At 66.8% G+C, this 23,429-nt stretch carries 17 protein-coding genes; 4 read left to right on the top strand and 13 right to left on the bottom strand.

Translation table 11 applies throughout. The features are described from left to right. Window positions 1-109: 109 nt before the first annotated feature. From C167_RS0127200 to C167_RS0127140, 13 genes are all read right to left on the bottom strand, one after another. Complete coding sequence (locus C167_RS0127200; RefSeq protein ID WP_037006364.1) at window positions 110-1,045, bottom strand: LysR family transcriptional regulator; 936 nt, start codon at window positions 1,043-1,045, stop codon at window positions 110-112. Window positions 1,046-1,443: 398 nt separating this feature from the next. Beyond that, window positions 1,444-2,148, bottom strand: coding sequence for an NAD(P)H-dependent oxidoreductase (locus C167_RS0127195; RefSeq protein WP_017521481.1), 705 nt, complete (start codon window positions 2,146-2,148; stop codon window positions 1,444-1,446). A gap of 290 nt (window positions 2,149-2,438) precedes the next feature. Continuing rightward, entirely contained in the window at window positions 2,439-3,857 is a 1,419-nt protein-coding gene (locus C167_RS0127190) for an aldehyde dehydrogenase family protein (RefSeq protein WP_017521480.1), read from the bottom strand. Next, on the bottom strand, window positions 3,850-5,040 hold the full coding sequence (locus C167_RS0127185; RefSeq protein WP_017521479.1) for a pyridoxal phosphate-dependent aminotransferase: 1,191 nt from the start codon (window positions 5,038-5,040) through the stop codon (window positions 3,850-3,852). Before C167_RS0127185 ends, C167_RS0127190 begins: the two co-directional genes overlap by 8 nt. A 150-nt stretch (window positions 5,041-5,190) precedes the next feature. Then, complete coding sequence (locus tag C167_RS0127180) at window positions 5,191-6,801, bottom strand: 5-guanidino-2-oxopentanoate decarboxylase (RefSeq protein ID WP_017521478.1); 1,611 nt, start codon at window positions 6,799-6,801, stop codon at window positions 5,191-5,193. Window positions 6,802-7,044: 243 nt separating this feature from the next. After that, window positions 7,045-9,132, bottom strand: coding sequence for an acetate--CoA ligase family protein (locus tag C167_RS0127175; protein ID WP_017521477.1), 2,088 nt, complete (start codon window positions 9,130-9,132; stop codon window positions 7,045-7,047). Window positions 9,133-9,339: 207 nt separating this feature from the next. Next, entirely contained in the window at window positions 9,340-10,500 is a 1,161-nt protein-coding gene (locus C167_RS0127170; protein ID WP_017521476.1) for an acyl-CoA dehydrogenase family protein, read from the bottom strand. 17 nt (window positions 10,501-10,517) lie between these two features. Next, window positions 10,518-11,306 carry an enoyl-CoA hydratase/isomerase family protein gene (locus tag C167_RS0127165; protein WP_017521475.1) on the bottom strand — a complete coding sequence of 263 codons (789 nt, stop codon included), beginning with the start codon at window positions 11,304-11,306 and terminating at the stop codon, window positions 10,518-10,520. Between the two features lie 494 nt (window positions 11,307-11,800). Beyond that, window positions 11,801-13,213, bottom strand: a complete 1,413-nt coding sequence (locus C167_RS0127160) for an amino acid permease (RefSeq protein WP_017521474.1) — start codon at window positions 13,211-13,213, stop codon at window positions 11,801-11,803. 338 nt (window positions 13,214-13,551) lie between these two features. Next, window positions 13,552-15,795 carry an ATP-binding protein gene (locus tag C167_RS0127155; protein WP_017521473.1) on the bottom strand — a complete coding sequence of 748 codons (2,244 nt, stop codon included), beginning with the start codon at window positions 15,793-15,795 and terminating at the stop codon, window positions 13,552-13,554. Further along, window positions 15,792-16,553 (bottom strand): substrate-binding periplasmic protein, encoded by a 762-nt coding sequence (locus C167_RS0127150; RefSeq protein WP_017521472.1) that lies wholly within the window; start codon window positions 16,551-16,553, stop codon window positions 15,792-15,794. The genes C167_RS0127155 and C167_RS0127150 overlap by 4 nt, the downstream gene beginning before the upstream one ends. Window positions 16,554-16,710: 157 nt before the next feature. Beyond that, the gene (locus C167_RS0127145; protein WP_085988871.1) at window positions 16,711-17,457 is read right to left on the bottom strand and encodes a response regulator transcription factor; all 747 of its coding nucleotides are present in this window, start codon (window positions 17,455-17,457) and stop codon (window positions 16,711-16,713) included. Window positions 17,458-17,567: 110 nt separating this feature from the next. Then, on the bottom strand, window positions 17,568-18,215 hold the full coding sequence (locus tag C167_RS0127140) for a TetR family transcriptional regulator C-terminal domain-containing protein (RefSeq protein ID WP_017521470.1): 648 nt from the start codon (window positions 18,213-18,215) through the stop codon (window positions 17,568-17,570). 160 nt (window positions 18,216-18,375) lie between these two features. On the opposite strand from C167_RS0127140, the gene C167_RS0127135 reads away from it, so the two are divergent. From C167_RS0127135 to C167_RS0127120, 4 genes are all read left to right on the top strand, one after another. Further along, entirely contained in the window at window positions 18,376-19,479 is a 1,104-nt protein-coding gene (locus C167_RS0127135; protein ID WP_017521469.1) for a polyamine ABC transporter substrate-binding protein, read from the top strand. A 225-nt stretch (window positions 19,480-19,704) separates the two neighbouring features. Continuing rightward, on the top strand, window positions 19,705-21,123 hold the full coding sequence (locus tag C167_RS0127130; RefSeq protein WP_017521468.1) for an aminotransferase: 1,419 nt from the start codon (window positions 19,705-19,707) through the stop codon (window positions 21,121-21,123). Between the two features lie 41 nt (window positions 21,124-21,164). Then, window positions 21,165-22,031 (top strand): helix-turn-helix transcriptional regulator, encoded by an 867-nt coding sequence (locus tag C167_RS0127125; protein WP_037006367.1) that lies wholly within the window; start codon window positions 21,165-21,167, stop codon window positions 22,029-22,031. A 179-nt stretch (window positions 22,032-22,210) separates the two neighbouring features. Beyond that, entirely contained in the window at window positions 22,211-23,221 is a 1,011-nt protein-coding gene (locus tag C167_RS0127120) for an alpha/beta fold hydrolase (protein WP_017521466.1), read from the top strand. Window positions 23,222-23,429: the final 208 nt, after the last annotated feature.

The following is a 23,429-nucleotide window of genomic DNA, read 5'->3' as shown; positions in this document are numbered from 1 at the left end:
ATAGCTAGCTAACCAACAAAGCATTGCCTAAAAAGCAACAATCCACGTCGATCGTCCGAGAATGCCGACATAGAGCAGCTGCGACGATCCGCCACGCTAGCCCTTCGCCTTACGCCCAGTTGACGGGATCGTTGAGCGCTGCTTCGTCGTCCTCGAAGACCCTGGGCAACTCCGCCTTGAGGAACTCGACCCAGGTTCGGATCTTCGCGTCGAGGAAGCGCCGCGACGGGTACAGCGCATAGATCTGCCGCACATGCAGGCTGTGACCGGGCAGCACGCGTACCAGCGAACGGCGGCGCAATGCCGGCGCGGCGACGTAGCTGGGCAACAGGCAGATGCCCATGCCGGCGGCGGCGGCCCCGGTCAGCGCTTCGGCGACGTTGACCATGAAGGTGTCGCGCGGGCGGATCACGCTTTCCTCGTTGCCCTCCTCGAACGCCCAGCCCTCGGGGAAGGTCGGGTCCTGCAGGCGCAGGCACTGGTGCTGGTGCAGGTCGGCGACGCTGGTCGGGGTGCCGCGCCGCTTGAGGTACTCGGGGCTGGCGCAGAGCACGCTGTAGATGGTGCCCAGGGTCTGGGCGACGAACTCCGAGTCGGGCAGCTCGCGGTCGCGGGTGATCACCACGTCCTGGCCTTCTTCGAGAATGTCCGGCTGGCGCTGGGCCAGGGTCAGCTCGATGTAGACCTCGGGGAAGGACTCGCAGTAGCGGGAGATCAGCGGGATCAGGTGCTGCTGGCCCAGACCGGTCAGCGAATGTACGCGCAGGCGGCCGCGTGGCTTGAGATGCGCCCCGCTGGCCTCGGCTTCGGCTTCTTCGACATCGGCGAGGATTTCCCGGCAGCGCAGCAGGTAGCGCTCGCCGGTTTCGGTCAGCGCCAGGCGTCTTGTGGTGCGGTGCAGCAGACGTGCTTCGAGTTGGGCTTCAAGATCGGAGACCACGCGCGAGACCTGGGCTGTGGATAGCCCCAGGGCGTTGGCGGCAGCGGTGAAACTGCCGGCATCCACCACCCGGACGAATGCCCGCATCGCGTGAAGTACGTCCATGCTTCCCCCTGCCTGTTGATCTTGTCGTAGGCGCCTGTAGGAGACGACAACCATTGTTGTCCGCGCCGCAAAACTGAATCGCAGTATAGGGTCGTTTTTTGCCGATTGTTACCACGTATAGTGCCGGACAAGTCGCTGCAGCAACGTTGGGCATACCAGGCTCATCGTACGGCCGCCGATACACCCATCGACGGCCTTCTCCCCCGCGCATATCCGCTGCAGCGACTGACTTTTTCTCCTGGGGCGGCCTTCTGCGGATGGCCGCCCTTTTTCGTTTCTCCGGCGCTTGCAGCCCTTGCAGGAGCGAGCTGGCTCGCAAATCCGCTTCACTGCGGAGTCGCCGGGAATCTGTTCGCGAGCAAGGGCTGGGCGCCCCCCTCGGTCCTACAGAAAAGCCGTCAGCGCGGCAGCGGGTAGAGGCGCTCGTCGAACTGGTCCAGGCGCACGAATTCCAGCGGCTGGTCGTCGTCCAGGTGCTGCAGGCGCTCCTGATACTGGCGCAGGAAGTCCTGGCGCGCGTCGTTGCTGATGTAGGGCACGTGCCAGGCGACGAAGGGCGGCAGCACGCTCATGCCGGTGTAGGCCAGGGTGCCGCGCAGGATCGGCCGCAGCATGTCTTCCAGCGGGCCGTGGATGGCGCCTTCGCCGAACATGTGGTCGCGCCCGCCGAGGGTCACGGTGACCAGCGCCTTCTTGCCGGCCAGCCCGCCCTGGTCGTAGAAGCGCTTGCCGCCGTAGCAGATGCCCGAAACCAGCACGCGGTCGAACCAGCCCTTGAGGATGGCCGGCGCGGAGAACCAGTAGATCGGGAAGTTGAAGATCACAAGGTCTGCCCAGAGCAGCTTGTCCAGCTCGGCCTGGATGTCGGCGGCAATGGTCTGGCTCTTGGCGCCTTCGCGCTGCTCCAGCGCGTAGACGAGATAGTCCGGGTTGCTGCGCGCGCCGAAGTCGGCGGCGCTGGCCACCGGATTCCAGTTCATCGCATAGAGGTCGGAGACCTGCACTTCGTGCCCTTGGCCGCGCAGGGTTTCCTCGGCGAGCTGGTACAGTGCGGTGCTGAAGGATTGCGGTTCGTTGTGGGCGTGGACGATCAGTACGTTCATGTGAGTTCCTGGCCAGAAAGGCGGTACCTGGCGGATCGGTGTGCTGGCTCGGCACCCTCTCCCCAGCCCTCTCCCTGAAGGGAGAGGGGGTATTCGTGTTCATCCTTCAGCGCCATCTCCCGCGGGCAGCACCGAAGCGCGCATGCCCTCGAAGAGAGAGGGAACTGTGCCGCGGGGCGAAGATTTCCGCGCCCGCCGGCTGACTCTTTGCCCTCCGAAAACGCCGAACGGCCCCCTCTCCCGCTTGCGGGAGAGGGCTGGGGAGAGGGGCTTTCCAGCCGCTCAGAGCCTCAGAGCTGAATGGCCTTGAGCTCGACGAATTCGTGCAAGCCCTGCTCGCCCCATTCGCGGCCGTTGCCGGACTGCTTGTAGCCGCCGAACGGCGCCCGGTAGTTGAAGGCACCGCCGTTGACGAAACATTGGCCGGCGCGCATCTGCCGGGCGAGGCGCAGGCCATTTTCGCGGTCGCCCGCCCAGACGGCGCTGGACAGGCCGAACGGTGAATCGTTGGCAATCGAAATGGCCTCGGCTTCGTCGGCGTAGGGAATCAGGCACAGCACCGGGCCGAAGATTTCCTCGCGGGCGATGCGCATGCGGTTGTTCACGCTGGCGAAGATGGTCGGCTGCACATAGTGGCCGCGCTCCAGATGCGCAGGCCGTTCGGCGCCGCCGCACACCAGCTGTGCGCCCTCTTCCTGGCCAACGCGGATGTAGTCGAGCACGGTGCGGCGCTGGCCAGCCGAGCACATCGGGCCGAGGAAGCTGTCGGTGTCCAGCGGGTCGCCCATCTTCAGCGCGAGGGTTTCGGCGCGGGCGATCTCGACGGCTTCGGCATAACGATGGGCCGGCAGCAGCATGCGGGTGAGCGCGGTGCAGGTCTGCCCGGAGTTGATCATCACGTCCTGCACGCCGTGGCGCACGGCGGCGGCCAGGTCGGCATCGGCGGTGATCAGGAACGGCGACTTGCCGCCCAGCTCCAGGCACACACGCTTGACCGTCGGCGCTGCCGCTTCGGAAACCTTGACGCCCGCACCGGTGGAGCCGGTGAAGGACACCATGTCCACGTCCGGATGCCGGGCCAGGGCTTCGCCGACCTTGGAGCCGGGGCCGCTGACCAGGTTGAACACGCCGGCAGGCAGGCCGATGGCGTGGACCAGGTCGGCCAGCAGGAAGGCATGCAGCGGGGTGTCCTGGCTGGGCTTGACCACCACGGTGCAACCCGCGGCAAGTGCCGGTGCGAGCTTGCCGATCAGCTGGTGCAGCGGGTAGTTCCAGGGGTTGATGAAGGCGCAGACGCCCACCGCTTCCTTGACGATCAGCGAGTTGCCAACCTCACGCACTTCGTCCATGTGCGCGGCCATGTCGGCGTAGCTTTCCAGGCCCTCGATCGGCCCGTCCACCTGTACCATGCGGCACCACTGCACCGGCATGCCCAGCTCGGCGGTGATCAGCGCGGCCATTTCTTCGGCGCGGTGCTTCAGTTGCTCGGCGAGGGCGCGGATGTAGCCGGCGCGCACATGGGACGGCGTTTGCGACCAGGCCGGGAAGGCACGGCGCGCAGCATCCACCGCGCGATTCACGTCGGCTTCGCCACCCAGCGGCACGCGGCCGATGGCTTCTTCGGTGGCCGGGTTCTGCACCTCGGCCACGCCCTGCCCCTGCGGCGCCACCCAGGCGCCGCCGATATAGAGCTGCGTACGGTCATGCATAGCGTTTTTCCTTGAGCAGTTCGGCAGCGCACAGTGCGATGCGGCGGCAGGCTTCGCGCAGCGGCTCGGCGCCGAGCACCAGGCCCAGGCGAATGTGCCCGGCGGCACTGGGACCGAAGGCTTCGCCGGCCAGCACGGAGACGCCGTGGCGGTCCAGCAGCAGGTCAGAGAACTCCTGGGCGGACAGGCCGGTGGCGCGAATATCCACCATCACGAACATGCCGCCGTCCGGGCGCAGGGCGCGCACGCCGACGCAGTCCGCCAGGCAGTCGATCACCAGGTCGCGGCGCTGGCGGTAGGCCTCGCGCATGGCTTCCAGTTCCGGCAGCTTCGCTTCCAGCGCGGTGCAGGCGGCGTCCTGGATGAAGTCCGGCGAGCCGTAGAGCATGCACAGGGCGAGGTTTTCCAGATGGGCGCAGAGTTCCTTCGGGCCCACCACCCAGCCCACGCGCCAGCCGGTCATGGCGTGGGATTTCGACAGGCTGTTGAGGGTCGCGGTGCGCTCGGCCATGCCCGGCAGGCTGGCGGGACTGATGTGCTCGCCGTCGAACAGGAGCTCGCTGTAGACCTCGTCGGAAATCATCCACAGGTCATTGTTCACGCACAGCTCGGCCAGCTTCTCCCAGGTGGCGCGCGGCAGGCTGGCGCCGGAGGGGTTGTGCGGGCTGTTGATGGCCAGGGCGCGGGTGCGCGGGGTGATCAGCGCGGCGACGTCCTCGGCCTGCACGCGGAAGCCGTGCTCGGAACGTACCGACACCGGGATGACCTTGGCGCCGCAGGCGCCGAACACCGCTTCGTAGGTGACGTACATCGGCTCGGCGACTATGACTTCATCGCCCGGATTGAGCACGCATTGCGCCACGGCATAGAGCGCGCACTGGGCACCGGCCAGCACCACGACCTCGTCGGCGGTGACAGCCTGGCCGCTGCGCTGGGTGTGACGGCGGGCAATGGCCTCGCGCAGCGAGCGCTTGCCGCGCACGTCGGCGTAGTGGGTGTTGCCGGCCAGCAGGCTGTCGATGGCCGACTGCACGATGGGCACCGGGGTGTCGAAGTCCGGGTCACCCACCGACAGCAGGAGGATGTCGTCGCCCTGCTCCATGCGCGCCAGGGCGCGGTAGTGGATGTCCCAGGCGGCGGCGCCGTCGCCGGCGATGCGTTGGGTGAAGTGTGAATATCGCATTCTCATTCTCCTGAGCCTGTTCAAGGCCTGTCTGAGCGCCGCTCAGGCAAGGCGAAAGCAGGCGAAAAAGCGCAGTTTGGCGCGCCAAATGAGCATTTTGAGCCTGCTTTCAACGCAGCATGAGCAAGCGCAGGCAGGCATTGGACGGGCTCAGCTGGCGCAGGCGTGTTTCAGCTCGATCAAGGTCACGCCCGGATGGGCGAAGCCGGCGCGCAGGTCGCGCTCCAGTTCGTCCAGGCTCTGCGGCTGGCGCATCTCGCAGCCGTAGGCGCGGCCGAGCAGGGCGAAGTCCGGGTTGCGCGGCAGCACGCCAATGGGCTCGATGTCCAGGCCGATCATGTCGTCGCGGATCTGGCCCAGCGCATCGTTGTTCCACAGCAGCACCACCAGCGGGCTGTCCAGCTCCTCGGTGGCGGTGGCCAGTTCCTGGGCGGTGTAGAGGAAGCCGCCGTCGCCCACCAGCACCAGGCCCGGACGCTCCGGCGCGCCGAACTTGGCGCCGATGCCGGCGGGCACGCCGTAGCCGAGGGTGCCGTAGCCGGTGGGGTGCAGCCAGCCACGCGGGGCCTTGCTCGGGTAGAGGTAGTTGCCGCTGTAGGCCAGCTGGGTCATGTCGCTGGCAATGAAGGCGTTGTCCGGCAGGGCCTTGGCGACGCGCTCCAGGATCGACTTGTGGATCAGTTGCAGCGGCGCGTGGCCGGCTTCGATCTGCGCCCGCAGCTCGGCGATGCGCGACTGCGCTTTCGCCGCGTCGCGGGTCGCACTGGGCAGCGCGGCGAGCAGCGCTTCGGCGGTGGCCTTGGAGTCGCCCAGCAGCGCCACGGCGCTCGGGTAGAAGTCGTTGAACTTGCGCGAGTCGACGTCGACGCGGATCACCTCGCCAGTGACCGGCAGGCGGTCGCGCCAGAAGTCGGTGTCGGCCATTTCGGTGCCGATGGCCAGGACCACGTCGGCCTCGGCGATCATGTCCCAACCGGCCTGGGTGCACAGGGTGGCGCCTGCGGACAGCGGCGCTTCCGGCGCCAGCAGGCCCTTGCCGGCGACGCTGGTGAACAGCGGCGCGGCCAGGCGCTCGCTCAGCGCGGCCAGGGCGTCGGCGGCATGCAGCGCGCCGCCGCCGGCGATGATCATCGGACGCTGGGCGGCCTTGAGCTTATCCACAGCCTGCTTCAGCGCATCGGCGGCGGGCTGGCCACGGCCGGCGCGGCGTACCACTTCGTGGGTCCAGTCGCGGGCGATGGGCGCGGCGAGCACGTCCAGCGGCACGGAGATGTGCACCGGGCGCGGGCGCTCGCTGTCGAACACGGCGTAGGCGCGGGCAATCAGCTCGGGCAGGTCTTCCGGAGTCAGGGCAACGGCGGAGAAGGCGGTGATCGGCGCGGTCATGGCGCGCTGGTCCTGGGTTTCGTGCAGGCAGCCCCAGCCCTTGCCCAGGCTGGCGGTGTGGTTGACGCTGGAAATCACCAGCATCGGGATGGAATCGGCATAGGCCTGGCCGATGGCGGTGGCGGCGTTGGTCACGCCGGGGCCGGTAATGATGAAGGCCACGCCCGGCTTGCCGCTGACGCGCGCGTAGCCGTCGGCCATGAAGCCGGCGCCCTGTTCGTGACGGGTCAGCACGTGGCGGATGCCGCTGCCGGGCAGGCCCCGGTAAAGCTCCAGGGTGTGTACACCGGGAATGCCGAACACGGTGTCGACGCCGTAGTTGGCCAGCAGGCGGACCAGGGCCTGGCCGCCGGTGAGGTTCTTGTTGTTCTGCATTCGCGTTCTCCCGATTTGTTTTTCGGCGGATAACCGCGAACGGTTATCCGCCCTACTCGTTGGGACGAGCACCGTGCCTCAGGCGCGCGCCGCTTTTGCTCCCTCTCCCTTCAGGGAGAGTGCTGGGGGAGAGGGGCTGTGTCGGTGGCACCGAGTTACGGGCCCACCACCCTCTCCCCCAGCCCCTCTCCCGCAAGCGGGAGAGGGGAGCGTTCGTGTTCTTTCTTCAGGCCCTGCAGACAGTCATTCGGCGATGCGGATCAGCGCATCCACCGCCACGGCGCCTTCGGCGTCCGCCAGCAGTGGGTTCACGTCCAATTCCAGCAGGTTGTCCACGTGTTCGCAGGCGTAGTCGGCCACGGCGCGCACGGCTTCCACCAGTGCATCCAGGTTCACCGCCGGGCGGCCGCGGAAGCCGGTGAGCAGCGGCGCGCTGCGCAGGCTCAGCAGGGCATCGCGGATCGCCGCGTCGGTGGTCGGCAGCAGCAGGCTTCGGCTGTCCTTGAGCAGCTCGACGAGGATGCCGCCGGCGCCCAGCACCAGCGCCAGGCCGAAGCCGTTCTCGCGCTTGATGCCGACGATCAGCTCGGCCAGCGGCGGGTTGGCCATGCGCTCCAGCAGCACCTGGTCGAAGGGCACACCCGGCGCGTGACGGGCAATGTTCTCGCGCATGTCGAACAGTGCGGCTTCCAGCGCCGCCTCGTTGCGCAGGTTGAGCGCCACGCCGCCGGCCTCGGTCTTGTGCGGCAATTGCGCGCTGACCACTTTCAGCGCCAGCGGGAAGCCGACGTCGGCCGCCGCCTCGCGGGCTTGCGTCGGGGTGCTCAGGGCGGCGCGCGGCAGTGGCAGGCCAAATGGTTTCAGCGCCTGCTTGGACTGCCACTCATCGAGCAGCCGGCCGTCGCTGTCCAGCGCCTGTGGGCAGAGCGGCACCAGCGCGGCTTCACCACGGGCCAGCAGTGTTTCGCGGCGCTGGCGGTAATGAGCGATGCGGCCCCAGGCGGCGAGACCGTCTTCGACACCCTGCAGCGCGGCGACGCCGTGGGAATGCAGCAATTCGCGGGCATGCTTGGGAAGCAGCTCCGGCAAAGCGGAGGCGATGAAGCCGACCTTGCCGTGGCGCTCCAGCGCGGCGCAATACAGCTCCAGCAGCAGGTCGCACTGCGGGCGTTCGCCGGTGTCCTCGCCGGGGTAGTCCAGCACCAGCAGGGCGGCATCGGCGTCGGTCTGCAGGGCGCTGTCGAGCATGCGCTCCAGCGCCGGGCCGTCGCCCCAGATGGCGGTGGTGAAGTCCAGCGGGTTGGCGATGTTGGCGTAGTCCGGCAGCACCTGGGCCAGCTCGGCGCGCTGCGCGTCGACCAGCTTGGGCAGGCTCAGGCCGTTGCGTTCGGCATAGTCGGCGATCAGCCCGGCGTCACCGCCGGAGCAGGCCAGCGCAGCGAGGCTCGGGCCGGCCGGCAGGTTGCCGCAGGCGGCCGCCTTGAGGGTTTCGATGAAGCTCACCGGGCCGCTGACGCGGATCACCCCGAGGCGGTCGAACAGCGCGTCGTACAGCGCATCGGAGCCCGCCAGGGAGCTGGTGTGGCTGAGCGCGAGCTCGGCGCCGATCTCGGAAACGCCGGTCTTCAGGGCAATCACCGGGATGCCTTTCTGCAGCGCCTTGTAGGCGGCTCGGGCAAAGCCGGGGACGTTCTTCAGGCCTTCCAGGTGCAGGCCGATGGCGGTGACGCGCGGCTCGTCGAGCAGCACGTCCATCAGTTCGGCCACGCCCAGCTGCGCCTGGTTGCCCACCGAGGCCATGTAGGCGATGGGCAACGAGCGGTCGCTCATGGACAGGTTGTAGGCGAAGTTGCCGCTCTGGGTCAGCACCGCCACGCCCTTCTCCACCAGGTGCCCGCCGTGGGCCACCGGCCACAGCGCTGCGCCGTGCAGGTAATCGAGCAGGCCGTAGCAGTTGGGGCCGAGCAGGGCCATGTCGCCGGCGCTGGCGAGCAGGCGGCGCTGCAGCGCTTCGCCGTCGGCGCCGGTCTCGGCGAAGCCGGAGGCATAGCAGATGGCGCCGCCGGCATCCTTGGCGGCCAGTTCGGCGACGGCCTGCAGGGTCAGGTCGCGGTTGGTGGCGACGAACACCGCATCCGGGCCTTCGGGCAGCTCGGCGATGCTGCGCACGCAGGGCACGCCTTCGAGTTCGTCATATTGCGGGTTGACCAGCCACATCGCACCCGGGAAGCCGCCTTCGGCGCAGCGCTTGAGCGCACGCGCCATGCTGCGGCCGCCGATGAAGGCCAGGTGCCGGGGCGCCAGCAGGCGCTGGAGGTTTTCTCTTTTCATGTCGGGTCTCGTACGGGCCTGCGCCCTCTCCCCCAACCCCTCGCCCTGAGGGGAGAGGTGAGCTTTTCAGGGTCATCCTTCAGCGTCTGGTGCCAGCCCACGCGCCGAATCGCTCTTGCCCCCTCTCCCTTCGGAGCGGGGCGCGCAGCCAGGGCTGGGGAGAGGGTCCATCCGGCAACGCCGGCCGCTCCCCGAAGCCCCGCGCAATCAGCGCAACAACGGCCGCAGCAGTTCGCGGGAAATGATGTGGCGCTGGATTTCCGAGGTGCCTTCCCAGATGCGCTCGATGCGCGCGTTGCGCCAGATGCGCTCCACCGGGCCTTCGTCCATCAGGCCCATGCCGCCGAAGATCTGCACGGTCTCGTCGGCGACCTTACCCAGCACTTCGCTGGCGAACAGCTTGGCCATGCCGGCTTCGCCGTCAGTCATGCTGCCGCGGTCCATCTTCCAGGCGGTGTGCAGGGTCATCAGCTCGGCGGCGCGAATCTGCGTGGCCATGTCGGCGAGCTTGAAGGAGATGCCCTGGTAGCTGCCGATGGCCGCACCGAACTGCTTGCGGTCGGCCGACCACTGCAGCGCCAGGTCCAGCGCGCGCTGGGCCTGGCCGACGCAGTTGGCGGCGACCATCACGCGGCCGGCGGTGAGCCAGGCGTTGGCCACTTCCCAGCCCTTGTCGACTTCGCCGAGGACCTTGGAGGCCGGCACGCGGCAGTCGTCGAAGAAGATTTCGTAGGTGTGGTAGCCCTTGTTGCTCACGCATTTCGGGCCGCGGCGCACGGTCATGCCCGGGGTGCCCTTGTCCACCAGGAAGGCGGTCACGGCGTTGCGCTTCTTGCCGTTGCGCTCGAAGGTGTCGGTCACCGCGAAGACGATGGCGAAGTCGGCGTGGCCGGCGTGACTGATGAAGTGCTTGGAGCCGTTGATCACGAAGTCCTCGCCGTCACGCACGGCGCGGGTCTTGATCGAGTTGGCGTCGGAACCGGCGCCCGGCTCGGTGAGGGCGAAGCAGTCGATCTTTTCGCCCTGCACCACCGGCAGCAGGTAGTCCTGGATCTGCTGGCCCTTGCACGCCATGAGGATCTTCGAGGGACGCGCGACGAACACGTGCAGCGCCCAGGAAACCTTGGACAGCTCACGCTCGACCAGCGCCTGGGACAGGTAGTCCAGGCCGCCGCCGCCGACTTCCTCGGGCATGTTGAAGGCATAGAAGCCGGCCGCCAGGGCCTTGCCGCGAATCTGCGCGGCCAGCTCCGGGGACACCGCGTCGGCGCGGTCCACTTCTTCTTCGTACGGCAGCAGTTCTTTCTCGACGAAAGCCTTGACCGCCTCGACGAGCATTTCCTGTTCCTGGGTCAGTTGGAAATCCATCACATCACCTGCAGCCGTCAGCGGCCTTTGAATTGGGGGGAACGTTTTTCAGCCACGGCGCGCAGCGCCTCGGCGGCATCTTCGCTGCGGCCACAGAGCAGGCCGGCGGCCTGTTCAGCCTCCAGTTGCTGGGCCAGGGTGCGAGCGGCGCCGTCGCGCATCAGGCGCTTGGTCTGGGCGAAGGCGAAGGTCGGGCCGGCGGCCAGGCGCGCAGCGAATTCGCCGACGTGTGCCTGCAGTTGTTCATCGGCGACCACTTCGCTGACCAGGCCGGCGTTCAGGGCGCGCTCGGCGTTCCACAGCTCGTCGAGGAACAGCAGGCGCTTGGCCGCTTCGCTGCCGATCAGGCGTGGCAGGTGCCAGCTGGCGCCGGCGTCCGGGCAGTAGGCCATGCCGGTGTAGCCGGCCTTGAAGCGGGCGGAAGCACCGACGACGCGGAAGTCGCAGCACAGGGTCAGGTCCATCCCCGCACCGACGGCGGTGCCGTTGACGGCGGCGATGGTCGGCTTGTCCAGGCTGTACAGGCGGCGCATCAGGGCGTGGGCAGTTTCGGTCCAGCCGTAGGTTTCCAGCTCGCCGCGCGCTTCGGCCTCGGCCCATTCGGCGAGGTCGGCGCCAGCGCAGAAGCTGCGGCCCTGGCCGGTGAGCACGATGACGCGCACCGCCGGGTCGGCCTCATGGGCGTCGAGCAGGGCGTGCAGGTTCTTGAGCGTGGGGACGTCGAGCGCATTGCGCTGCTCGGGGCGGTTCAGGGTGATCCAGGCGATACCGCCCTGGACCCGGCTGAGCGGGGATGGCTGAGTCATGCTGCCCTCGTTCTTGTAGTCGTTTGCTGAGGCGATGAAGCGTTGGAGTCAATACTAAACACTTGTTCAGCAAGCCGGCAATCCACCCGAATGGGTGGCTTGTAACGCCCTTCCCATCGAGGGGAAGGCCGCGCGGCGCGGGGGCTGAGGGTTTTTTCCAGGGCTTTCGCCGTGAGCTTGTTACAACTTCGAACAAACGTTCAGCAAGAGAGGGGGCCGGTGGTGTACCTGTAGGAGCGAGCTTGCTCGCGAACGGATTATCCGGCCGCTCTGGAGCTGGGCGGGTTCGCGAGCACGCTCGCTCCTACGAAGAGCCGCAAAGCAAAAGAAAAAGCCCCGCGATGCGGGGCGTCTTGTCAGGCAAAGGCAGGCTTGTAGAGCGCATGACCTGGGACAGGTTATCCGCCGGTCCTGCGGCGGATAAAGCTGGCGCGTTATCCGCCCTACGCAAAGCAAAAGCCCCGCGATGCGGGGCTTCTGTAGAGCGCGAAGGCTCAGCCCAGGCTCGGTACCGCCTCGTCGGTCAGTACCTGCCCGCGCTTGCGCTTGAGCAGGTAGTAGGCGAGGTAGCAGGCGGCCATGAAGCCGAAGCCCCAGTACAGCGACGGCCGCTGGGTCGGGTCCAGGGCGAGGAACACGAACAACGAGCAGCAGATCGCGATGCACGCCAGCGGGATCAGCGGGAACAGCGGCGCGGCGTACTTCAGGTCGGCCACGGTGCCGCCCTTGGCCAGGTGCTCGCGGCGGAAGCGGTACTGGGCGTAGGCGATGACGATCCAGGTTACGGTGCCGGACATCCCGCTTACCGCCATCAGCACCATGAACAGGGTGTCGGCGGCGACGATGCTGGTGAGCAGCGACAGCAGGGCGAAGCCCAGGCTGATCAGCAGCGCATAGAGCGGAACGCCGCGGGCGCTGAGTTTCGACAGCGTACGCGGCGCCATGCCGGTCTTGGACATGGCCCAGAGGATGCGGGTGGAGGCATACAGGCCGGAGTTACCCACGGACAGGATGGCGGTGAGGATCACGAAGTTCATCAGGTCGGCGGCATAGGGAATGCCGACCATGTCGAATACCTGCACGAAGGGGCTTTCCATCAGGCCGGCCTGTTTCCATGGCACGATGCAGGACAGCACGACGATCGCCAGCACGTAGAAGATCAGCACGCGGAACACCACGTTGCGCACGGCGCGCGGGATGCTCTTTTCCGGCTGGTCGGTCTCGCCGGCGGCAACGCCCATGATCTCGCAGCCCTGGAAGGCGTAGACCACCGTCATCATCACCGCGAACACGGCGGACAGGCCGTTGGGGAACAGGCCGTCGCTGACCAGGTTGGACAGGCCCGGTGCGGCCGCGCCGCTGTTGAGCGGGATGGCGCCGAAGATCACCAGCAGGCCGACGACGATGAAACCGAGAATGGCCGCGACCTTGATCCCGGAGAACCAGTATTCCGCCTCACCGAAGGCGCGGGTGGCCAGGGCATTGAGGGAGAACAGCACGACGACGAAGAAGCCCGACCAGATCCAGATCGGCACATCGGGGAACCAGCGGGTCATCAGCATGCCGGCGGCGGTGAATTCCAGGCCGACGGTGGAGGCCCAGCTCATCCAGTACACCCAGCCGATCATGAAGCCGGTGGCCGGACCGATGAAACGCGTGGCGTGGGCCTGGAAGGAGCCGGAGACGGGCATCTGCACGGACAGCTCACCCAGGCAGACCATCACCAGGTACATCAAGAGGCCCGCGACCAGGTAGGCGAGGATGGCGCCCATGGGGCCGCCGGAGCCGATGGTGACGCCGGAGCCCATGAACAGGCCGGTGCCGATCACGCCGCCCAGCGACAGCATGAAGATATGGCGGCTCTTGAGCGCGCGGGTGAGCTGGATCTTCTCTTGCGACTCAGACATGGCGCACCTCCACGGAACGGCGGGCGCGGCTGAGCGGAACTCTACGTTGGATCATTATTGTTATCTCCAATCAATCAGAGGCCGTGGCTCGGGCACGGATGCCAGCGGATTATTGGAAGGCGATGTAAGACCCCGTTGTTCGGCGGGATCGAAGTTGTAGAAAGATGTAAGGATTTTGTGCGTGGCGCGTGGGGCGGGGGTTTCAGGCTTCAGGTTTTCGTAGGAGCGAGCTTGCTCGCGAACGGATTCAGCCGGCCATAACGGGGTTGGGCGGGTTCGCGAGCAAGCTCGCTCCTACAGGTCAGGCGCCCCACGATGGCATCGGTGCCATGCCGAACTTACGCCTGAGCGCTCTTCAGACATTCAGCGGCAAGCGCCCTCTCCTGCTCAAGCCGCTCCGCCCAATCCATCAGCAAGGCCCCCGCCAACGCCGCCTGCTCCAGCTCCCCCAGGCCATCCCCCAACCCGCGCAACCCCATCGACCGACAGCTCCCCGCCAACCGATGGGCCAGACTGGCGACCTCCACGGCGTCCTCCTGGCGCAAGGCTTCCAGCAACAGCGGCCACTGCTCGTCGAGCAGCTTCCACAGGCTGGCGAGCAGTTCGTTCAGCTTGTGCTCGCCCAGCAGGCGACGATGGGTGTCCAGCACCTGGCGGTCCAGCGGACCGTTATCCACAGCCTCCGACGGCTCCGCAGCAGCCACGTCGGACAGCGCCCGGCGCAGGTCGTCCAGGCGCAGCGGCTTGCCCAGCACGCCCTGCATGCCCGCTTCGAAATAACGGCGGACCATCCCCGGCTGCACGCTGGCGGTGAAGGCATGGATCGGCGTGGTCGCATTGAGCCCGCCGGCCTGCGCACGGATCGCCCGGCACAGGTCGAGGCCGTTCATGCCCGGCAGGTGCATGTCCAGAAGGATCAGGTCGAAGGCTCGCTTGGCGGTAAGCGCGAGCGCCGGCTCCGCGTCGTCGGCGAGATAGACATGATGGCCGTCGCGCTCCAACAACGCCTGGGCGACTTCGCGGTTGAGGGCAACGTCTTCCACCACCAGCACGCCCAGCGCCGACGCCTGTTCGACGGCCGAGGTGGAACGCGACACCACGCCCTGCGCCAGGAAGATTTCGAACCAGAAGGTGCTGCCTTCGCCTTCGAGGCTCTCCACGCCGATCTCGCCGCCCATGGCCTCCACCAGGCGCTTGCTGATCGCCAACCCCAGCCCGGTGCCGCCGTAGCGTCGCGCCACTTCGTCGCTGGCCTGGGTGAAGCGCTGGAAGATCTTCTCCTGCTGCTCGGCGGAGATACCGATGCCGTCGTCGGTTACGCTGAAACGCAGACGCTGCCCGGCGTCGCCGCTCTCCAACACGACGACCTCCAGCAGCACCTCGCCTTCCTCGGTGAATTTCACGGCGTTGGCCAGCAGGTTGCTCAGCACTTGGCGCAGGAACTGCTCGGCGCCACGGCAGCCATCCTGCACCCTGGGCCCGACACGCAGGCGCAGGCAGGTGCCGTTGTCCTCGGCGCGCGGCTCCAGCAGGGTCACCACGTCGTCGAGCAGACGGCGCAAGGAAAAGTCCACCGGCTCGGGCCGGCTGGCGCCGTCTTCCAGCTTGGCGAAGTGCAGCACCTCGTTGAGGATCGCCAGCAGCCCTTCGCCGGCGGTGGACAGTGCTTGCAGACGGCGCCGGTCCTGCTCGCCCAAAGGCGCGGCGCGCAGCAGTTCGGCCATGCCGAGGATGCCGTTGAGCGGCGTGCGGATTTCATGGCTCATGGTGGCGAGGAAGCGGCTCTTGGCGCGGTTGGCCTCCTCGGCATCCTCCTTGGCCCGACGCAGGCTGGCGGTGCGCCGCTCGACCCGGCGCTGGAGTTCGTCGCGCTTGCTCTGCAGGGCCGCGCGGTCGGCCTCGCGCCGGCGCAACTCGGCGCGCAGGGCGCGGCGCAGGCCGTCGAGGGCATCGGCGACGGTGTCGATCTCGTCCTCTTCGCCTGAGCGTTTCTTGTCCAGCGCCAGCTCGGTGCCCAAGTCGCCGCCGGTGAGCCCGCGGACGAAATCGGCCATGGCGCGCAGATGACGGGTGACCAGGCTATGGAACAGCCAGCTCAGCGCCACCGCCAGGCCACAGAGGAACACCCCCATCCACAGCAGGCTGGTCAGTCCGCCCTGAAGCAGGCGCCGGTAGACGGCACCCAGGTCGATGCTGATTTCCAGCTCGCCGAGGTCGCGGCGCTCGCCGTCCGGCGGCTGGAAAGCCAGGGCATAGTGCTCGACACGGAAGGGCCCGCGCTTTTCATCGGCGTCCTGCACCAGGTTGAAGTCGGCGCTGCGCAGGCGCACCTGGGCGATGTCGGGGAAGTCGGCCAGGCCGTGCAGCTGCACGTTGAGCTGTTCCTGGTTGAGGTCCCACAGGCTGCGCTCGAAGCTGGCGAGATAGCCGACGCGGATCAGCTCCAGCCGGTTGTCGATGTCGCGCATCTCGCGGCGATATTCGAAGTACAGCTGCACCACGCTGGCCAGCACGGTGAAGCACAGGCTGAACAGCAGCACCCGCAACAGCAGGCGCCGGGCCAGGCCGCCGGGCAGCCTCAACGCGGCACCCCGTCGCCGGCGAGCATGGCGCGGTAGTCGTGCTCGCTCTGTTCCAGCCAGCGGGCGACGCTGCCGTCGTCCACGCGCTTCTTCAGCAGCGCGTCGATCTCGTCCATCCTCGCCGCCAGCGGGGAATGGCGGGAGACGGCGATGCGCAGGTAATCGACGGTGAGCGGTTTGGACAGCGCGAAGATGTCCTGCCCACCGGCCAGTTGTTCGGCGAACAGCGTGCCGGTGCGCCGCTCGTGGGCGATGAAGTCGATGCGCTGGCGGATCAGCTTGCCGAAGTTCTGGCGGCTGTCGGAGACCCATTCGACGTTGCCGTGCTCGGCGACGAAGCGGTCGAACTGCGGCCCGTAGCTCTCGCCGAACAGCAGACCGCCGCGATACTGCGCGAGGTCGCCCAGCTGGTCGAAACGCACCGGCTTGCGGCGGTTGTAGAAGATCGCCACTTCCTCGCGCAGCACCGGCACGCGGGAGAACAGGAGGCCGTCGTCACGCTGCGGGGTCTGGTAGGCGAGCACCACATCGACGCGACCCTCGGCGGCGTCCAGCAGGCAGCGCTTCCAGTTGCCCAGCACCACGGTCTTCACTTCGTAGCCCAACTCGCCGAGCACGCTGCGCACGGTCTGCGGCGCCAGGCCGCGTACTTCGTGGCCGTCGCTCCAGGAAATGGGCGGGTAGACGGGGTAGTCGCAGTAGCGGATGGGTTGGGCGGCTTGGGCAAACGTGCAGAAGAGCAGGAGCAGGAGGGCCACGAGATGCTGGAAAGATCGGAGCGGCCGCCGCCCTCTCCCCAACCCTGGCTGCGCGCCCCGCTCCGAAGGGAGAGGGAGCTGTCCTGTGCTTACGGTATGCACTGGAGTCACCGATAGCTTCACGTTACGCCCGAAGAAACGGGGCATCGGCAGAACCTCAGGCGTCGGCAGGCGTGGCGGTGAACAGGTAGCCGGCGCCGTGGATGGTGATGATCAGCTCGGGCTCGGCCGGGTCGTCGCGCAGCTTGCGGCGCAGGCGGCCGACCAGCACGTCGATGGAGCGGTCGTTGGGCAGCCACTCGCGGTTGCGGATCTGGTCCATCAGCTGGTCGCGGCTCAGGGTGTGGCCGGTGTTGCGCAGGAACACGCCGAGCAGCTGGAACTCGCCATGGGTCAGCGGGGTTTCGCTGCCATCGCTGTCGATCAGGCGGCGGCGGTCCGGGTCCAGCGTCCAGTGGGCGAAGCGCTTGTGCTGCTGCCGGCTGCCCGGCGCGGCTATGGCGGCGGGTTGGCGCGCATGGCGCACGCGGCGGATCAGGTTCTTCGCGCGGGACACCAGCTCGCGGGGGTTCAGTGGCTTGATCACGTAGTCGTCGGCGCCGCATTCCAGGCCGACGATGCGGTCGATGTCATCGTTGCGTCCGGTGATCAGGATGATGCCGACCTCCGAACGCACGCGCAGCTCGCGGGTCAGGGTCAGGCCGTCCTTGCCGGGCAGGCGGATATCGAGCATCACCAGATCGATGGGCTGCTCGGCCTGTTCGGCTTCGGCCAGGCTCGCCTCGGCCTGTTCGGCGGTGCCGGCGCAATGCACGTCATAGCCTTCCTCGCCGAGGTAGGCCTGGAGGAGCTCGCGAATCACCGGATCGTCGTCGACGATCAGTACACGGGAAGTCATCGCAATACCCTGCTGAAGCCGCCGCTCGTGACGGGGCCATTCTTGTTATGCGTGGAGGTAGAGCTGTAGGAACTGTCCTGCAGATGGCGGCAGGTTACCGGTCGCTGAACAATCGATCAACAGGCTCCCGACGTCCGACTGAAACGCTGCCGGCCACCGTATTGAAGGCCATCCACCCAGGCCTCGCATATTTGCACACCTTGCTCCGGGGTAAAGGTATTGGGGTTCAGGCCCGACTCCAGCCACAGGCCGTCGAGCAGGGCACTAAGGGCAATCGCGGCGAGATCGGCGTCGAAATCCGACCAGTCCTGCTCCTTCGCCAGATCATTCAGCGCCAGGGCCAGCAAGGTGCGGTACTCACCGTAGGAATGGTCGTGGGCCTTGTTGATTTCCTCGGCCGTCTTCACCGCGCCCCAGAACGCCAGCCAGGCGTCCAGCAGCTGCGGATCGAGCAGCTCGGCGGAGAACGACGCACGGAAGAACGCAGACAGGCGCGCACGGGCATCGGGTGCTGCTTCGGCGATGGCCTCGCGAAGCAGCTGCATGACACGACCGGTGACGGTCAGGTAGGCCTCGGCGACCAGTTCATCCTTGCCTGAATAATGGTGGTTGATCAGCCCCACCGAAACACCCGCCTCGGCGCAGATCTTGCGTATGGAGGCTCCCTGGAAACCATGGCGTTTCAGGCACGCGAGGGTGGCCTCGATCAGCAGCGCCTTGCGCTGCTCCGGCTCCAGTCGGGTAAAGCGGACTTCCTCGTTCATGCCTGGCTCCTCAAGGTTCAGGTGGCCAATCTGAACGATTGTTCGACAGGAAGCCAGCCTTACCTACCCGTTCGGGGAATGGTCCGGGCACCGCCCCTGGTCGACAGTGGCTTCATCCGCGACAACTCCAATTCATAAGAAAACCAAAGGTGGGACTGACATGCAGAAAACGCTCGCAGCAGTACTCAGCGCGGCGCTGGCGACCTTGCCGGCACTGGGTCACGGGGAGGAAGCCGAAGGCGCGAAGACGCTGCGGCTGTACAACTGGACCGACTACATCGGCGAACACACCATCGCCGACTTCGAGAAGGAAACCGGGATCAAGGTGGTCTACGACACCTTCGATTCCTACGAAACCGTGCAGGGCAAACTGCTGCCCGGCCGCTCGGGCTACGACCTGGTGGTGCTCAACGCCGCCCTGGTGCCGCCGCTGCTGAAAGCGGGCGTGTTCCAGCCGCTGGACAAGACCAAGCTGCCGAGCTGGAACAATCTCGACCCCGAGGTGCTCAAGCACCTGGATCACTACGATCCGGGCGTGAAGTATTCGGCGCCCTACACCTGGGGCAGCAACGGCATCACCTACAACATCGACAAGATCAGGCAGCGCATGCCCGATGCGCCCATCGGCTCGCTGGCGATGCTGTTCGATCCAAAGATCGTGTCGAAATTCGCCGATTGCGGGGTGACCATCATCGACTCGCCCACCGACGTGATCCCGCTGGCCCTGGCCTACCTCAAGCGCGACCCCAACAGCGCGCTGCCCGAGGACCTCAAGGCCGCCCAGGACCTGCTGCAATCGATCCGCCCGTACATCCGCAAGTTCGACTCCACCAGCTACCTGAACGGCCTGGCCAACGGCGACCAGTGCATGGCGATGACCTGGTCCGGCGACTACGCCACCGCCCAGGCCCGCGCCGACGAGGCTGGCGCCAAGGTCAAGCTGGGCTACTTCGTGCCCAAGGAAGGCTCGCTGATCTGGTTCAACGATTTCTACATCCCGGCCGACGCGCCGCACGTGGAAAACGCCCACAAGTTCATCGAATACATGCTGCAGCCGAAGGTCGCCGCCGGCGTCGCCGACTACATCCGCTACGCCTCGAGCAACGCCGCCGCCACCCCGCTGCTGGCCGCCGAAGTACGCAACGACCCGGCGATCTACCCCGACGCCGAAACCCGCGCGCGGCTGTTCACCCAGAAGGTGCAGAACCCCAAGGCCACTCGCCTGATCACCCGCACCTGGGCAGCGGTGAAAACCGGAACCTGATCAGTCAGTCCCAAAGCCCCCTCTCCCCAGCCCTCTCCCTGAAGGGAGAGGGGGCAGCCCGCAGCAGGGTTCATGGACGTCATCTTCCTGATGCCCCGCTGACAGCGGGCCCGCAATGACCTTCGTAGTCACCCAGTGCTCCGAAGGGTCCCCTCTCCCTTCAGGGAGAGGGTCAGGGAGAGGGCAAGGAATCGCACGACGAACCGTAATTTCGAGGTACAGACGATGACCACCCCAACCCCAGCCTTCTTCGCCCAGTTCAACGACGAGCAGCTGGTCGCCGCCGACAAGGCCCATTACATGCACGGCTACCACGTGTTCGACGATCACCGGGTCAACGGTGCGCTGAACATCGCCGCAGGCTCGGGCGCCTACATCTACGACACCAAGGGCAATCGCTACCTGGACGCCGTGGGCGGCATGTGGTGCACCAACATCGGCCTGGGCCGCGCGGAAATGGCTGACGCCATCGCCGAACAGGTGCGCCAGCTGGCCTACTCCAACCCCTTCTGCGACATGGCCAACGTCACCGCCATCCAGCTCTGCGAGAAGCTCGCCGAACTGGCGCCGGGCGACCTCGACCACGTGTTCCTCACCACCGGTGGTTCCACCGCCGTGGACACCGCCTACCGCCTGATCCAGTACTACCAGAACTGCCGCGGCAAGCATGAGAAGAAGCACATCATCAGCCGGGTCAACGCCTACCACGGCTCGACCTTCCTCACCATGTCCCTGGGCGGCAAGGTCGCCGACCACCCGGCCGAGTTCGACTTCCTCAAGGACGTCATCCACCACATCTCCTGCCCCAACCCCTACCGCGCCCCGGAAGGGATGACAGAAGGCGACTTCCTCGAATTCCTGGTGAAGGAATTCGAAGACAAGATCCTCGAACTGGGCGAAGACAAGGTCGCCGCCTTCTTCGCCGAGCCGATCATGGGCTCGGGCGGCGTGATCATTCCGCCCAAGGGCTACCACCAGCGCATGTGGCAGGTCTGCCAGCAATACGACGTGCTCTATGTCGCCGACGAGGTGGTGACCTCCTTCGGCCGCCTCGGCGCCTTCTTCGCTTCCGAGGACGTGTTCGGTATGCAGCCGGACATCATCACCACCGCCAAGGGCCTGACCTCCGGCTACCTGCCGCTGGGCGCGTGCATCTTCTCCGACCGCATCTGGAAGGTGATCGGCGAGGCCGACAAGGGCCGCTGCTTCGCCCACGGCTTCACCTACAGCGGGCACCCGGTGAGCTGTGTCTCGGCGCTGAAGAACATCGAGATCATCGAGCGCGAGAATCTGCTGGAGCACGTGAAGGACGTCGGCGGCTACCTCGAGCAGCGCCTGCAGGAGCTGGCCGACCTGCCGCTGGTGGGCAGCGTTCGCTGCCAGAAGCTGATGGCCTGCGTCGAATTCGTCGCCGACAAGCGCAGCAAGGCGCTCTTCCCCGAGGAGCTGAACATCGGCGAGAAGATCCACCTGCGCGCCCAGGCCCGCGGCCTGCTGGTGCGGCCGATCGTGCACCTGAACGTGATGTCGCCGCCGCTGACCATCACCCGCGAGCAGGTCGACGAGATCGTCGACACCCTGCGCGAGTCGATCCTCGAAGCCGCCGAAGATCTCAAGCGCAGCGGTGATTACGCGGGGAACTGATGATTTTGCCTACACCCCGGCGGCCCTTTATGCTGCCGGACATGAGCGAATCCCAGGCGCTGAGCGAAACGTCCGACGCACCGGCCCTGCATGCCTGGCATGCAGGGCTGGCGCGCGCCCTGGCCAGCGTCGGCGAAGTCGTCTTCGTCGAGCGCCTGGCCGACGCCCTGGGCTGCCTGGTGCCGGTGGAGTCGGTGATGCTCGGCCTGGAACAGCGCGGCCAGCCGCCGCAACCGCTGTACCAGCGCGGCGTCCACCCGGAACACCACGAGGCGCTGGTCGACCGCTACTACGCCCGCGGCTACCTGCTGGACCCCTTCTGCCTGGCCATGGAAGACGGCCTCACCGAAGGTTTCTATCCGCTGGCCGACATCGCCCCGGACGATTTCTTTGCCAGCGAGTACTACAAGACCTACTACCTCAAGTTCGGCTGCACCGAGGACTGTCACTTCATCATCGACCTGGGCGAAGCGCGCAAGGTCTCGCTGTGCCTGTACCAGGGCGAGAGCGGCGCGCGCTTCAGCGAAACCCAGCTGGACCTGCTGGCCACCGCCCTGCCGCTGGTGCGTGAGCTGTTCCGCCAGTTCGAGCGCAATGGCGGGCTGGACCTGCTGCTGGCCGGGCGCGGCGTTAAAGTCAGCGCGCCGGACGATCAGGCGCCGCTGAACCGGCACATCCGCGCGGCCTTCATGAACTTCGGCGCCGACCGGCTCACCGAGCGCGAACGGGAAATCGCCCACCTGCTGCTGCGCGGCCACTCGGTGAAATCCAGCGCGCGGGTGCTGGATATCTCCCCGGAAACCGTGCGCATGCACCGCAAGCACCTCTACACCAAGCTTGCGATCAACTCCCAGGCGGAGCTGTTCTCGCTGTTCATCGACTGGTTGACCGGCGACGCCGCCGCCTGATCCCAAGCCTGTAGGAGCGAGCTTGCTCGCGAACCGGGCAGGCACGGTGTGAAGCATTCGCGAGCAAGCTCGCTCCTACGAAAAGCAAAAGCACCGATGCGGCGCGGGCTCGGAAAATCTGCCAACCTATGGCATTCCCCGCTGTCTGATCCGTGCCCCATCACCAGGAGAGCTTCCCGATGTCCCGACGCTGGCTACCCGCCTTGCTGTTGGCCGCCGCCCTGCCGCTGCACGCCGCCGAATCCAAACCCACCTACGGCCCGGAACTGGAGCGCTTCAACTACTCCTACCCGGTCGGTCACTACAGCTTCGCGTCCCAGGGCCACCACATGCACATGGCCTACATCGACGTGAAGCCCAAGAAGCAGCCCAACGGCCGCACCGTGGTGCTGCTGCACGGCAAGAACTTCTGCGCCGGCACCTGGGAAACCACCATCGCGGCCCTGAGCGACGCCGGCTACCGCGTCGTCGCGCCGGACCAGATCGGCTTCTGCAAATCCACCAAGCCCGAGCGTTACCAGTACAGCTTCCAGCAGCTGGCGACCAACACCCATGCCCTGCTGGAGCACCTCAAGGTCGGCAGGATCACCCTGCTGGGCCACTCCACCGGCGGCATGCTCGCCACCCGCTACGCGCTGATGTACCCGCAGCAGGTCGAGCAGTTGGCGATGGTCAACCCCATCGGCCTGGAAGACTGGAAAGCCCTTGGCGTGCCCTACCGCACCCCGGACCAGTGGTACGAGCGCGAGCTGAAGACCAGCGCCGAGAGCATCCGCCAGTACGAACAGGCGACCTACTACGCCGGCCAGTGGAAACCCGAGTACGACAAGTGGGTGAACATGCTCGCCGGCCTGTTCAACGGTGCCGGTCACGAGCGCGTGGCGTGGAACTCCGCGCTGCTCTACGACATGATCTTCACCCAGCCGGTGGTCTACGAATTCGGCCAGTTGAAAATGCCGACCCTGCTGCTGATCGGCACCAGGGACAACACCGCCATCGGCAAGGACATCGCCCCGGCAGAGCTCAAACCCAAGCTGGGCAACTACGCCGAACTGGGCAAGGCGACCGCCAAGGCCATCCCCGACGCCACCCTGGTGGAGTTCGACGACCTGGGCCATGCGCCGCAGATCCAGGACCCGAAGCGCTTCCACGAGGCACTGCTCAAGGGCCTGGCGGACCTCAAGCACTGATGTCGACGCAGGGGTAGAGGCCCTTGCAGGAGCGGGCCATGCCCGCAACCCGGTCCCGCGCCGGCGCTGGAGGTTCCCCTCACCCCAGCCCTCTCCCGGAGGGAGAGGGAGCCGATTGTGCCGGCTGATGCTGCCGTTTCATCCTCCGCCGAACGATCCCCTCTCCCTCTGGGAGAGGGCTAGGGTGAGGGTCAGCCGCAGCACCGGG

The organism is Pseudomonas nitroreducens TX1, from assembly GCF_000313755.1.
Lineage (GTDB): Bacteria > Pseudomonadota > Gammaproteobacteria > Pseudomonadales > Pseudomonadaceae > Pseudomonas > Pseudomonas nitroreducens_A.
The sequence above is the reverse complement of the archived record's forward strand: the minus strand, read 5'-3'. Positions and strand labels throughout refer to the sequence as shown.

What these genes read in the sequence shown, in the direction of transcription:
- C167_RS0127200 (WP_037006364.1), bottom strand. Translation starts at nt 1,045, where the DNA reads ATGGACGTACTTCACGCGATGCGGGCATTCGTCCGGGTGGTGGATGCC.
- C167_RS0127195 (WP_017521481.1), bottom strand. Translation starts at nt 2,148, where the DNA reads ATGAACGTACTGATCGTCCACGCCCACAACGAACCGCAATCCTTCAGC.
- C167_RS0127190 (WP_017521480.1), bottom strand. Translation starts at nt 3,857, where the DNA reads ATGCATGACCGTACGCAGCTCTATATCGGCGGCGCCTGGGTGGCGCCG.
- C167_RS0127185 (WP_017521479.1), bottom strand. Translation starts at nt 5,040, where the DNA reads ATGCGATATTCACACTTCACCCAACGCATCGCCGGCGACGGCGCCGCC.
- C167_RS0127180 (WP_017521478.1), bottom strand. Translation starts at nt 6,801, where the DNA reads ATGCAGAACAACAAGAACCTCACCGGCGGCCAGGCCCTGGTCCGCCTG.
- C167_RS0127175 (WP_017521477.1), bottom strand. Translation starts at nt 9,132, where the DNA reads ATGAAAAGAGAAAACCTCCAGCGCCTGCTGGCGCCCCGGCACCTGGCC.
- C167_RS0127170 (WP_017521476.1), bottom strand. Translation starts at nt 10,500, where the DNA reads ATGGATTTCCAACTGACCCAGGAACAGGAAATGCTCGTCGAGGCGGTC.
- C167_RS0127165 (WP_017521475.1), bottom strand. Translation starts at nt 11,306, where the DNA reads ATGACTCAGCCATCCCCGCTCAGCCGGGTCCAGGGCGGTATCGCCTGG.
- C167_RS0127160 (WP_017521474.1), bottom strand. Translation starts at nt 13,213, where the DNA reads ATGTCTGAGTCGCAAGAGAAGATCCAGCTCACCCGCGCGCTCAAGAGC.
- C167_RS0127140 (WP_017521470.1), bottom strand. Translation starts at nt 18,215, where the DNA reads ATGAACGAGGAAGTCCGCTTTACCCGACTGGAGCCGGAGCAGCGCAAG.
- C167_RS0127135 (WP_017521469.1), top strand. Translation starts at nt 18,376, where the DNA reads ATGCAGAAAACGCTCGCAGCAGTACTCAGCGCGGCGCTGGCGACCTTG.
- C167_RS0127130 (WP_017521468.1), top strand. Translation starts at nt 19,705, where the DNA reads ATGACCACCCCAACCCCAGCCTTCTTCGCCCAGTTCAACGACGAGCAG.
- C167_RS0127125 (WP_037006367.1), top strand. Translation starts at nt 21,165, where the DNA reads ATGAGCGAATCCCAGGCGCTGAGCGAAACGTCCGACGCACCGGCCCTG.
- C167_RS0127120 (WP_017521466.1), top strand. Translation starts at nt 22,211, where the DNA reads ATGTCCCGACGCTGGCTACCCGCCTTGCTGTTGGCCGCCGCCCTGCCG.